The sequence below is a fragment of the Streptomyces sp. URMC 124 genome, assembly GCF_051386455.1.
GTDB lineage: Bacteria > Actinomycetota > Actinomycetes > Streptomycetales > Streptomycetaceae > Streptomyces.
In genome coordinates this window covers 1-11,809 of sequence record NZ_JBPQTS010000193.1, presented here as the reverse complement: position 1 = coordinate 11,809, position 11,809 = coordinate 1, and the positions used below count along the sequence as shown (strand labels likewise).

General features: G+C 71.2%; 11 protein-coding genes and 1 pseudogene. 5 read left to right on the top strand and 7 right to left on the bottom strand.

What is annotated here, in order from left to right; translation table 11 throughout:
• Positions 1-145: 145 nt before the first annotated feature.
• From ACSNOG_RS29095 to ACSNOG_RS29070, 6 genes are all read right to left on the bottom strand, one after another.
• A complete protein-coding gene (locus ACSNOG_RS29095) occupies positions 146-1,285 on the bottom strand; it encodes an acyl-CoA dehydrogenase family protein (protein WP_436755690.1) in 1,140 nt (379 codons plus the stop codon).
• Positions 1,282-2,046 (bottom strand): class II aldolase/adducin family protein, encoded by a 765-nt coding sequence (locus tag ACSNOG_RS29090; RefSeq protein ID WP_436755689.1) that lies wholly within the window; start codon positions 2,044-2,046, stop codon positions 1,282-1,284. The genes ACSNOG_RS29095 and ACSNOG_RS29090 overlap by 4 nt, the downstream gene beginning before the upstream one ends.
• Entirely contained in the window at positions 2,043-2,810 is a 768-nt protein-coding gene (locus tag ACSNOG_RS29085; RefSeq protein ID WP_436755688.1) for a dihydrodipicolinate reductase C-terminal domain-containing protein, read from the bottom strand. Before ACSNOG_RS29085 ends, ACSNOG_RS29090 begins: the two co-directional genes overlap by 4 nt.
• The gene (locus tag ACSNOG_RS29080) at positions 2,803-3,066 is read right to left on the bottom strand and encodes a phosphopantetheine-binding protein (protein ID WP_436755687.1); all 264 of its coding nucleotides are present in this window, start codon (positions 3,064-3,066) and stop codon (positions 2,803-2,805) included. Before ACSNOG_RS29080 ends, ACSNOG_RS29085 begins: the two co-directional genes overlap by 8 nt.
• 61 nt (positions 3,067-3,127) lie before the next feature.
• Positions 3,128-4,630: a class I adenylate-forming enzyme family protein gene (locus ACSNOG_RS29075; protein WP_436755686.1), complete on the bottom strand. Its 1,503-nt coding sequence runs from the start codon at positions 4,628-4,630 to the stop codon at positions 3,128-3,130.
• Between the two features lie 5 nt (positions 4,631-4,635).
• On the bottom strand, positions 4,636-6,162 hold the full coding sequence (locus tag ACSNOG_RS29070) for a nitroreductase family protein (protein ID WP_436755685.1): 1,527 nt from the start codon (positions 6,160-6,162) through the stop codon (positions 4,636-4,638).
• A 797-nt stretch (positions 6,163-6,959) separates the two neighbouring features.
• Here ACSNOG_RS29070 and ACSNOG_RS29065 point away from each other — a divergent pair.
• Positions 6,960-7,091 (top strand): SapB/AmfS family lanthipeptide, encoded by a 132-nt coding sequence (locus tag ACSNOG_RS29065; RefSeq protein ID WP_436755684.1) that lies wholly within the window; start codon positions 6,960-6,962, stop codon positions 7,089-7,091.
• 223 nt (positions 7,092-7,314) lie between these two features.
• On the opposite strand, the gene ACSNOG_RS29060 is transcribed toward ACSNOG_RS29065, so the two are convergent.
• Positions 7,315-8,289, bottom strand: a complete 975-nt coding sequence (locus ACSNOG_RS29060; RefSeq protein WP_436755683.1) for a helix-turn-helix domain-containing protein — start codon at positions 8,287-8,289, stop codon at positions 7,315-7,317.
• A gap of 164 nt (positions 8,290-8,453) precedes the next feature.
• Between ACSNOG_RS29060 and ACSNOG_RS29055 the strand changes: the two genes are divergently transcribed.
• From ACSNOG_RS29055 to ACSNOG_RS29040, 4 genes and pseudogenes are all read left to right on the top strand, one after another.
• The gene (locus ACSNOG_RS29055) at positions 8,454-9,014 is read left to right on the top strand and encodes a quercetin 2,3-dioxygenase (RefSeq protein WP_436755682.1); all 561 of its coding nucleotides are present in this window, start codon (positions 8,454-8,456) and stop codon (positions 9,012-9,014) included.
• Positions 9,015-9,334: 320 nt separating this feature from the next.
• Positions 9,335-10,018 carry an adenosylcobinamide amidohydrolase gene (locus ACSNOG_RS29050; RefSeq protein ID WP_436755691.1) on the top strand — a complete coding sequence of 228 codons (684 nt, stop codon included), beginning with the start codon at positions 9,335-9,337 and terminating at the stop codon, positions 10,016-10,018.
• Between the two features lie 295 nt (positions 10,019-10,313).
• Positions 10,314-11,615 carry an NAD(P)-binding domain-containing protein gene (locus ACSNOG_RS29045; RefSeq protein ID WP_436755681.1) on the top strand — a complete coding sequence of 434 codons (1,302 nt, stop codon included), beginning with the start codon at positions 10,314-10,316 and terminating at the stop codon, positions 11,613-11,615.
• A gap of 111 nt (positions 11,616-11,726) precedes the next feature.
• Positions 11,727-11,809: pseudogene (locus tag ACSNOG_RS29040) on the top strand (carbonic anhydrase); the annotation flags it as partial.

Below are 11,809 nucleotides of genomic sequence, written 5' to 3'. Positions count from 1 at the left end.
GCGTCGTCACCGAGCCGGGTGACGACGCCCCAGATCGCCCGCTGGCCCCAGGTGGCCGGGCCCGTCCCGGACCTCGCGGACTCCAGGGTGATGGTCCGCTGTTCGAGCGTGGTCATCGTGTTCCGAACTTCCCTTCAGTACTGGTTCAGGCCAGGCTCTGCGAGATGACCATGCGCTGGATCTGGTTGGTGCCTTCGACGATCTGCAGCAGCTTGGCCTCGCGCATCCAGCGCTCCACCGGGTGGTCGGAGACGTAGCCGGCGCCGCCGAGCACCTGCACCGCGTCCGTGGTCACCTTCATCGCCACGTCGGTGGCGAACAGCTTCGCCTTCGCCGCCTCCGGCGAGTACGGCAGGCCGGCGTCCTTCAGGCGGGCGGCCGCCAGGGTGAGCGCCCGTGCGGCAGCGACCTGCGTGGCCATGTCGGCCAGCATGAAGCCGACGCCTTGGAAGGAGATGATCCGCTGCCCGAACTGGTGGCGTTCCCTCGCGTACCGCACGGCGTAGTCGACGGCGGCCTGGGCGATGCCGACCGCGCAGGCCGCGATGCCCAGCCGGCCGCAGTCCAGTGCGCCCATCGCGATGAGGAAGCCCTTGCCCTCGCGGCCGATCAGCCGCCCGGCCGGCACCCGGACGTCCTCGAAGCCGACCTGGGCGGTGGGGTTGGACCAGACGCCGAGCTTCCGCTCCGGCTCGTGGACCACCATGCCGGGCGTGCCGCCGGGAACCACGAGACAGGACAGCCCGCGGGCGCCCGGCCCGCCGGTGCGGCTGAAGACGTTGTAGAAGTCCGCGTGACCGGCGTGGGTGACCCAGGCCTTGGTGCCGGTGATGCGGTAGCCGTCTCCTTCCCGCATCGCCCGGGTGGTGAGCGAGGCCGCGTCCGAACCGGCCTCCGCCTCGGACAGGCAGTACGCGCCCAGGAGCTCGCCGCTCAGCATGCCGGGCAGCAGTTCCTCGCGCTGGGCGGGGGTGCCGTAGGTGGCGGTGCCGAAGCAGGCGAGGTTGTGCACGTTGACCGCCTCGGCCACTCCGAACCAGTGGTAGGCGATCTCCTCCAGGGCCTGCAGGTAGACCTCGTACGGCTGTCCGCCGCCGCCGTACTCCTCGGGGTACGGCAGGCTCAGCAGCCCGGCCTTGCCCAGGGTGCGCACGATCTCCCGGGGGAACTCGTGGGCCGCTTCGAACCCGGCGACACGAGGGGCGAGTTCCCCGGCCGCGATCTCCCGGACCAGGCCGAGCAGATCGGCCGCCTCCTCCGTGGGCAGGATGCGCTGGACCTTCATCGGACGACCTCCGTGGACGGGTTCCAGCCGGTGGTCTCCGGCCAGTGCCGGCCGACCCGGCGGACGGCGTAGTCCCAGTAGGAGCGGACGGAGAGGTCCGCGTAGATGAAGTCCTGCTTGGCGGCGACGTCCTGCTCGGTGGACCAGGTGTACGGGACGCCGGTGCTCTCGGCGGTCAGCTGGAGGCGGCAGGCCCGTTCCAGTACCTGGGCGAAGACGGAGGCGTGCCGCACGCTCTTGCCGACGATCACTCCGCCGTGGTTGCGCAGCAGGACGGCCGGGTGTCCGCCGAGGTCCTCGGCGATGTGCTCGCCCGTCTCGATGTCCAGGACGGTGTTGCTGGTCGCGGTGAACAGGCCGAGCCGGTCGCGGAAGTACGCGCCGTCGTGCGAGACCGGGTGCATCGGCAGGTCGGTGGCACCGAACAGCAGGGTGTACGGCGCGTGGCTGTGGACGATGCCGTTGACGTCCGGGCGGGCCCGGTAGACGGCCTGGTGCAGCGGCAGTTCCGGCGGCGCGAGCGGGGGCGCGGGCAGCGTGTGGTCCACCGGGCAGCGGACCACGTCCTCCGGGGCGGCCTCGTCGAAGCCGACGAGCGCCCCCTTGATGAAGAACTCGTCCCGGCCGGGTATCCGGGCGGAGATCTGCCCCTGGTTGAAGTCGTCGTGCCCGTCGAGGGAAAGCATCCGGGCGCCGATCGCCACCTGGACGACGAGCCTGCGTTCGGCAGGGTTCAGCGGCTGCGGTTCGTCGGCGGTCATGCCGTGCTCCTAGCTGTCAGGTCGTCGTGGACGGTCCGCGCTGTCAGGTCGTCGTAGACGCTCCGCATGGTGACCAGGCCGGGGGGTGCGGCGCGGGCCCAGCGGGCGGCGACCAGCGCGCCCCGGGCCGGTACCGTCCAGCTGCCGACGTGGTGCCGCACGTGCAACGACTCGCCGTCCCAGGTGTGGGTCAGCTCGTGTTCGCTGACCGGTAGCCCGGCGCGCTCGTCGGCGATGTCGGCCACGGCCCGTCCGCTCGCTCCGGCCCAGGTGTCCGCCAGCGCCAGCGCGGTCGCGCTCGGCCGGTGGGCCTTGCCGAGCGGGTGCCGCTCCCGGACGGTGGTGGCGGGGCCGAACCGGCCCGTGGTGAGGGCGGCGGTGAACTCGGCGATGCGCACCTGAAGGTAGTGGGCGAAGGAGAGGTTGGTGGCCCGGACCACCGGCACCACGTCGGCCAGCTCTTCCAGCGCCTTCCACTGGGTGTCCGCGAGATTGGAGACGCAGGCGACGAGCGGTACGCGATGCGTGGCGCAGTAGTCGAGGACGTCGGCGTGCGCCTCGGGTGCGCTGGCGTCGACGAGCACGTCGGGCACGGCTTCGGCGGACCAGCCGCCGCGGCGGGAGGCCGTGAGGGAGATCCTCGTACCGTCGGCGCGGCAGACCGATTCCAGCGCCGAGCCGAGCCGCCCGAGGCCGACGATCCCGACCGTCAGACCGCCGTCCGGGCCGACGCTCGGGCCGACGCTCGCGGGTGTCTCAGGCATCGGCGCCTATTCCGCCGGCGATCACCAGGGCCGTGACGGAATCGATGGTCTCGTAGTGCTCGACGGCGGCCTCGGGGTCCAGGTAGACGCCGATCTCGTTCTCGATGCTGTCGATCAGGCGCATGTAGGAGAGCGAGGAGTAGCCGGCGTCGCGGAGGGAGTAGTTGACGCCGGCGAGCTCGTCGGCGGTGATGCTGCCGTCCCCCGCCGCGATGACGAGGTCAATGATCTTGGTGCGGAGAGCGCTGCGGTCCATGGGAAATTCCTGTGTTTCGAGGTTCGAGGGTTTCGAGGGTTCGAGGGTTTCGATGGGGAGTTCAGTGGTTCCGGGGCTCGCCGAGCAGGCGCCGCAGGCGTTCGATGGACGGCTTGCCGATCGAGTTCGCCGGTATGCGGTCCACCAGGCGGAGGATTCCGGGCACTTTGAACGCGGGGAGCGTCGCCGCGCAGTGGACGCGCAGGGACTGCGCGGTCACTCCGGGTTCACCCGCGACGACGGCGGCCAAGGTCGGCTCACCGTGCTGGTTCTCGGCCTCGAAGGCGACCGCGTCCAGCACCCCGGGGGCCGTGCGCAGCACGTCGGCGATCTCGATCGGGTCGATCTTGCGCCCGCCCACGTTGACCAGCCGGCTCGTGCGCCCGGTCAGGTGGAGCGCGCCGTCGCGCAGGTGGCCCTGGTCGCCGGTGTGGTAGTAGCCCTCGCCGTCGACGCGCTTCTCGAACACGCCGGGGGCGTTGAGGTAGCGCGAGCCCATCGACTCGCTCCTGACCCGGATGCCTTGCTCCTCCGCGAGGAGGTGCACACCGGGCAGGGGTGCTCCGAGCCCGCTGCCGGACCCGTCGGCCGCGTACGTCAGGGGACCGGTTTCAGCGACCCCGTAGTAGTTGTGGATCGGCACGCCGGTGAGCCGGGTGAACTCCTCCCGTACGGTTTCGCGCAGCGGGGCACCGGAGGAGATCGCGGTCCGCACGGCGGCGAAGCCCTGCGCCGGAGCGCGCCGCACGATCGACTCGTACAGCGCCGGGAAGGCCACCAGCCGGGTGGCGGCGGTGCTCTCCAGGAGCCGCACGACCCGGGAGGCGGTGGGCAGGCCGTGCGACAGGTGCAGTGAGGCGCCCTGCAGGAACGCCGCCAGCAGGGAGGTGTTGAAGGCCAGGCCGTTGGAGAGCGCCGCGAAGCAGGCGATCCGGTCCTCGGCCGAAAGGCCCGTGCCCTCGGCCCAGTTGGCGGCCGCTGCGGACACGGCTGCGCCGGAGAACTCGATGCAGTTGGGCCGGCCGGTGGATCCGGACGTGAAACGGCACACTTCGGTGTCGTCGAGCAGCTGCGGACGGGGCGTGTCGTACCGGCGCACCCGGCTGACGGCGAGGCCGCCGAACGCGCCGTAGCCATCCGTAACCGCATCCGTATCCGCATCTGCATCCGTCAGGGTCGCGTCCACGACGGCCCGGACATCGGCACCCGGAGCGTGGATCAGCAGGTCCAGGCCGCAGTCCTCGGCGATCCGGGAGAGGTCGAACGGGCCGAAGGCCGAGTCGGCGAGGAAGGGCACGGCACCGGCGAACAGCGTCGCCAGGTAAGCGGTGACGTAATCGGCGGAGTTGGTGGCGTACAGGCCCACCCGCAGCCGCTCGCCCTGCTCGTCGTGCTCGTCGTGCCGGGTGAGTCCGTCCGCGTATCCGGCGAGCCGGGCGGCCGCGGTTCGGGCCCGGTCCGCGAGTTCGGCGTATCCGAGGGAACTGCCCGCGTCGGTGACCGCGACGCGATCGCCGTGGCGTGCGAGGACCTCGGTGAAGAGGTCGGGGAGGACGGCGCGCATCGGGCTCACCGCTCGTTCTGGGCGTGCGCCGTGGCAAGCCGGTCGAATTTGATGCCCGCGTCGTCCGGGCTGCCGAGCAGCAGGGCGTAGAGGATCTCGTCGCCCTCCGGAAGCCCCGCCAGCGTGCGCCACAGCGGTGTATCGAAGCCGCCGATGCCGGTCACGCCGACCGCCGCGCGGTTCGCACCCAGGTAGAGCAGCTGCCCCAAGGCACCGCAACGGAAGGCGAGTTCGCGCAGGTTCTCGGTACCGGCGGACGAGCCTGCCCCGGCGAGCGAGGTGCGCGGCACGTGCAGCAGCAGGACGGCGGCGGCCCCGGCGAGGGCGCGCTGCTGCATGCAGGCGCGGGCCACCTCGTCGGTGGACGGCAGCCGCACGGCTCGCCGCTCGCCGGTGTCCAGGCGGTACACCCCGTCCTGCTCGGGTTCCGTCGTCGAGCGCAGGACCAGGGTCGCGGACAGCGGCGAGGCGCCGGGAAGGTCGGTCTCCAGCGGCGTGGACAGGGCCGAGACCGCGTCGCGGACGGCAGCGGCGGAGACGGGCTCACCCGTGAACGCCTTGCTGGACACTCGTGTCCCGATGAGCTCCGGCCATGCGGGCGGCGCGCCCAAACCACCCTGTTTATCCGGTAGTTGGGGGTCAGCGCCGATGCGCGCGAGCGGTGCGGGCGCGGTCCGGAGGGTGGCAGGGGCGGAGTCATCGGACCAGCCGGTGAGGGAGTCCCAGCAGGTGCTCTCCAGCCACGACCGCCAGGTGGGCCCGCGCCGCTGCCGGTCGGTGTCGTCGTGCACGGTCCAGCGGGTCCACGACGCGCCGGCCGGGCCGGGCGGAAAGGCCTCGGCGGCCTGAGCGCCCTGACCGGCCTGACCGGCCTGACCGGCCTCGGCAGCCGGCACGAGGAACGCGGAGTGCACCTCGCGGCAGTTCTCGCCCGCCTCCAGCAGCTCCGAGAGGGACTCCCTGGGGAAGCGCAGCCGTAGCGCCCCCGCCGCGCCACGGCCGGTCGCGGCCAGTACGAGGTTCCCGGCCGCGTGCCCCGCGTCGAGCTGGGTGTACAGGTAACCGCGGTCGCCGTATTTGCGCATCGAAAGCCAGGGGCGGGTGAGCGTGACCACCAGGGCTCCGCCGTCCTCCGGGACGGCCAGCGCGGACGCGTCCAGTGCGGCGGTGACGCGGGCCCCGGCGGCCAGCCGGGCGCAGGTACGGCGATCGGCGTCGATCCGGAAGGCCGTCGGCACGCCGTTCTCCCGGGCGAGGACGGCGAACTCGTACGGGTACACGGCCCCGGCCGACGGCACCGCCCGCGCCACGTACGAGCCGCAGGAACGGTTGGCGCGGCTGGTCAGTACGCCCTCCTCCAGCAGGGACAGGGCAAGGCGCAGACCGGGCGCGGCAACGGGCTCGGCGGGCGGCTCGGGTGACGCCGCCGGCAGGGCCACCCGGGCCCACAGGTCAGCGGCGCCGCCCGAGGATTCACGCTCGGGCGCGCACGCGCCCGGTACGGCTTTTCGTGTGATCAGTTTTCCTTGCACGCTGACGCAAACCTCCTGTTCTCTGACAGTCCACGGAATACGCATGAGACAGACAGCACCCGCCGCACCGACTTTGCGGACGTGATGTGCCAAGCAAGAATGTGGGGGCATGCCGATTACGGCTGCAGCAATCCCCTTGCAAAAGTCATGACTGCCCTTTGACCAGGGCTGATGTGTTCTCGGATCACGAGACGGGTGATGGGGCCTTGCCTTCCGACACCCGCGCTGCTGCACCGATCACGGCGCACATTTTCCCATCCGGCCCCCCCGTTTCGGAATGTGCCACATAGCCGATGAAGCGTCCCGCCACGGCGAGTACGCATGATCGTTTATGGCCATTGCCAGCATGCCAAGCTTGCCGGGCATTGGTCAAGACCAATGCAACAAAGCTGTTTAATAAACCCCAACCAACCGAGTGAATGCAATAAATCGGACATCGGCCCGTGCGGAACTCGTCGGAGCTCCCTGCGCGCCCGGCGCCGATCCGGAAGTCCGGTACGGGTCGACCGAGGCCGCGCGAGCCCGGGACGGTGTCGTGCCGTCGACGGAGAGTGGGAGTTTCTCAGCGCACCACCCTTAAGTGGCCACAACAGCGACCGGATGGAGCTGTTGTGGCCACATCTGTGGTTCAGCACAGCCCCGGGGGGCGGTGTGTGCCTGATGCCTCATTCATGGACGAGCACGCGTGCGAGCCGTGCGAGGGGCGCGCGCGCCTGCTGCCTCCGGCTCGTGGGAGTGGAAGGCCGGTCGGGGCCGGATGCAGCGGGCATCAATGAGGTGAGAGGGGGTGAGGGAAGATGGGAATGGTGCTTCTCGACCTGCAAGCCATGAAGTCCTCCGAGGCTGAGGAAGTGGGCCCGGGCTTCGCAGCCAGCATCGATGGCAGTGACCTCAGCATTTTGATCTGTCCCGAGGGTCCGAACGACTAGGGCGGGCGGGGCAGCTGGAGGATGCTTGTGGGCTGCCCCGGCTGCTGTCCGCGCACACCGCGAGGCTTCCCGCGGCGCTTTCGCCTGGGTGCGCAACCTGCCGCACGTGATGAGCGCGGTCAAGAACGGCGCCGCGCGTGGTCCTGACCTCGCGCAGCTACACCGGACGGACATGCGGTCCCGAAGGAACACCAAGTGCCGCGGCTCGCCCCGGTGTCGGGGCCTATGCGGTTGGCGTCCGGCTCTCGGTGGTGCCTTGGTCGAGGGACGCCGGTGTGCCGGCGGCCAGGGCGCGGAAGCGGGTGGGGGTGGTGCCGGTGTGCTGGCGGAAGAAGGCGCTGAAGGCGGTCGGGTGCGCGAAGCCGATGCGTTCGCCGATAGCGGCGGGCGGCTGGCCGGTGTGGACGAGGAGACGTTTGGCTTCCAGGAGGACCCGGTCGTCGATGAAGCGTTTGGCGCCGCATCCCGCGGCGGCGCGGGTGGCGCGGGTGAGGGTGCGCGTGCTGTAGCCGAGGCGGGCCGCGTAGTCCTCGACGCGGTGGGTGCGGGCGAAGTCCTGCTCGACGGCATCACGGAAACGGTGGAACGGCTCGCCGGCCGCACCGTCCGCAGGCCCGTCACCATCGAGGTGCGCGAGGCGGATCAGGAGGGCGGACAGCAGGTGCCGCATCGTCTCGATGTGGGCCGTCAAGGGCAGGTCGGACAGGTGGGCGAACTCGTCTTCGAGTGCGCCGAGGATGCGCCCAAGTGACTCGGCCTGCCGGGCGGCGGGGGCGACGTGCCGGGATCGGGCGCGTTCGGCGGCGGAGGTGAGCGTGGTGGTGGTGATGTCGCTGAGGAAGCCTGCCGGAAAAACGATCACGGTGCCCTCAGTGCCCTCAGTACCGTCACTACCCTCCAGCGGCGAGGGGAACTGCACGACTTGGCCGGGCCGCACCCACAGCCAGTCGCCGGGCCGGATCGCGTCGGTGCTGAAGTCGACCGAGCAGCGCAGGATGCCGGCCCGGACGTGGATGAGCAGGTGGAAGACCGGGCGGCTGGGCCGGTAGGGGTCGATGCCGTGGGTGTGGGCGCGTTCGGCGAGCCGGTCAAGCGGCACGACGTCGATGCCCGGTGGGGTGCCGGGCGTCGGACGGTAGGGGACAGCCGCGATCTCCCCCGGGGACGAGCCCTGCGCAGAGTGTCCGTTTTTCTTCATGACGTGTCCCAAGTGTAGGCGGTCGGGGCGGCGCCTGGGCCTAGTGTGAATAAGGGACAAGGACGCGCCCGGGCTGCCGGAGAACCAGCGCGGCGTTCCGTTGGTGTCCGAAACCCTTGGACAGCTCGGAAGAGCCGCTTTACGCGACGATCGGGAGATCGCAGATGACCATCGAGTACGCCACCCGCTACCGCACCCGCTCTCACATTCCCGCCGAGCCGGGCATGCCCTACTTCATCGAGAAGGGTCACGGCGACCGTGCTCATCTCTTCGGCGACCTGGTGACCGTCTACGCGGGCGGCGAGCAGACGGAGAACTCCTTCAACTTCTTCACCGTCGAAGGCCCCAAGGGCGACATCATCCCGGCTCACTCCCACCCCGACACCCACGAGGTGTTCTACATTGCCGACGGCGCGGTCCGCCTGTTCGTCGAGGACCTGCAGGGCAACCAGCACGAGAAGCTCCTTACTCCGGGTGACTTCGGCTTCGTGCCCAAGAACTGCCCGCACGCCTACCGGATGGAGCGCCACCACACCCGGGTCGTCGGCGTGGCCGCCGGCCCCGGCGGCACCTTCGAGCGGTTCTTCGAGAACTTCGGCGTCCCCACCGACGAGCTCACCCTGCCGAGCGAGCCCGTCGTCCCCGAGCCCGGCAAGTTCCTCACCGTCCCCCGGCAGTACGACGTGACCTTCCTGCCCGACCATCAGTGGCGCTCCGTGAGCTGACACCCGCGTGCCGCGCGTCTTCCGCCACACCGCGCCGGACGGCGTCCCCGCCTGTCCTCCTGGTCAACGAGGTCGGCGCCGACACCGTCCGCCAACTCGAGCGGGCAGTCGTTCAACGGGCGCCTCCCCTACGGATTCCGAACAGGCGCAGTGCGTGTGCCGGAAGAGGACGGCGAACGCAACGTACTGACCGGCGCCCCGCCGCCGGCCTGCGGAGGACTGGACGGACCCGTCGAACCGCGCACACCGCTCGGCGCATGACCGTGACACGGTTCCGCGTACGATCACCGGTGCCCCCGCCCAGCAAGGAGATCCGCCCGGTGCCCGCCGTCATCCCGCCGCCCCGATCCGCTCCCGGTCTCCTGCCGGTGCGGCGCCTGTCCCGCCTCGAGGACGGCGAGCACCTGGAGGCGCTGCTGTGGACGGCCGGACCGGGCTGGAAGATGATCAGCAGCGCCGTACTGGGCGGTGGTCTGGCAGAGCGTGCCTGGGTCCTCAACGCCCAGGTGTCCCATGGCTACCGACGCACCGACCCCGCCCAGCATCTGGCGGACCTCGCGCACGGGGCAGGGCTCGAAGGCGCGGGGGTGGGGCTGATGACGGCAGCCGATGTCTCCGCCTACGGTCATGCGCGCGATGGCGGAACGGAGGCAGTCGCGACCGCCGGCGTCACGGTGCGTGGGTGGGCCGCCTCCCCCGCGCGGGGCGCCGCTGAACCCACCGGGCCCGGAACGATCAACATCATCGCCGCGCTCCCGGTGGCGCTGACGGACGCTGCCCTGGTCAACGCGGTGCTCACCGCCACCGAAGCCAAGGTCCAGGCACTGCTGGAAGCGGGGTACGACTGCTCGGGCACGCCCACCGACGCCGTGTGCGTCGCCGGGCGTACGCCGCAGCCGGGCGTAGAGGTTCACGCCTTCACCGGGCCCCGCTCGCTGTGGGGCGCCCGCCTGGCCCGGGCCGTCCACCGAGCCGTACGTGCCACCCTGCCCGTGTCCCTCTGACGCCCCGGCTCATGCGCGGAGGTGACAGACGTGATGATCAGAAGTGATCACCGCGGCCTTGGTCCTTGCCGGGGCGGGGAAGTCGGCGCCGGTCTGCCGATAGTCCAGCAGGGCACTCCCACCCGAGGGCACACTGGACCTTCGGGGGAGGGCGTATGCGGTGTTGTGAGCGCATGCGTCCGACCTGGTCTGTCCGCGTCCGGGGAGAACGTGGGCCACAGGATCGGGGGGTTGGATGACGCAGGTGGTTCCTTCGCGCCGTGCTCTGCGTGGGCCGGGGCGGCACGGTCCTGTGGTGGTGATCGGCGCGGGCCCGTACGGCCTGTCGGTGACCGCGCATCTGCTCGCCGCGGGGGTGGACGTACGCATCTTCGGGGAGATCATGGGCAGTTGGCGGCATGCCATGGCCACGGGCATGTTCCTGAAGTCGACGCCACAGGCGACGGACCTGTCGGCACCGGAACCCGGGGGGACGCTGGCCGACTTCTGCCGGGCCGTGGGCGAGAGCGTGCTGACGGAGCTGACGCCCATCCCGTGCACGACCTTCGTCCGCTACGGCATGTGGTTCACCGAGCGGTACGTCGGCGAGGTGGAGAACACCCACGTACGGACCGTCGAGCGGTCACGCACCGGCTACCGGGTCTGCCTGGAGGACGGCGAGGAGATCGACACGGCAGCCGTGGTCGTGGCCACGGGACTGGGTGCGCTCGCCCACGTTCCTCCCCGCCTTCTTCCCCTGGCACCGGACGGCCCCGGACCCGATGCCGCACTGTCCCACACCAGCCAGCACACCGACCTCTCACGCTACGCAGGACACCGCGTGGCCGTGCTGGGCGGCGGACAGTCCGCCCTGGAAAGCGCCGCCCTCCTGCATGAAGCAGGCGCCGACGTCCGTGTTCTGGTCCGCGGCCCCCGGATCCGCTGGGGTGACACTCCGGTCCTTCACCGCCCCCTTGTGCAGCGGATCGTCCGGCCGTCATCGCCCCTGGGCACCGGCTGGGCCCTGGCGGCCGTCTGCCACGCGCCCGGCGCCGTGCGTGTTCTGCCGGCGCCCGCCCGGCTCCTGCTCCACCGGCGCGCCCTGGGGCCTTCCGGCGGCTGGTGGCTGCGCGAGCGCGTCGACGGTGTTCTGCCCGTGCACTGCTCCCGCCACATCACCCACGCCCACCTGCACGGCAAGCAAGCGCACCTCACGCTGGCAGGCGCGGGGGAAGGCCCCCGGGAGCTGTCCGTCGACCATGTCCTGGCCGCCACCGGCTACCGCCTCGACCTCGAAGCCCTCGCATTCCTGTCACCGGCCCTGCGCCACCGGCTCGCCCGCGTCCCCGGCTCGCGGGCACCCCGCCTGACCGGGGCGTTCGAGTCGTCCTTTCCCTGCCTCTACTTCACCGGCTCACTGGCAGCCCCCACCTTCGGCCCCATGCTCCGCTTTGTCGCCGGCACCGCCTTCGCGGCTCGCCGCATCACCGCTCACGTGACCGAGCGCGTACGCCGTCACGACGGGCGGTCGGAGGCCGCGGCACCCCTGCCGGGAAGTGGTTCGACAGGGCGACGGCACGACGAGCAGGCACGGGGAACCGGCACGAGGAACCCCTGAGGGCCGCTGAAAGGCGCGAGGCGATCGTGCGGCCGGCCAGGGCCGGCGTCGTGCAGCACGGTCTTCCTCGCCGGGTACGCTCAGGTGCGTCGATGGGCTCGGTGTCGCGCGAGCCGGGGTCTGGGGGATCTGTTCGTCGTGCGCACCGCCGGGCACGTCATGGGGCCCGAGGTGCTGGGCAGCATCGAGTACGG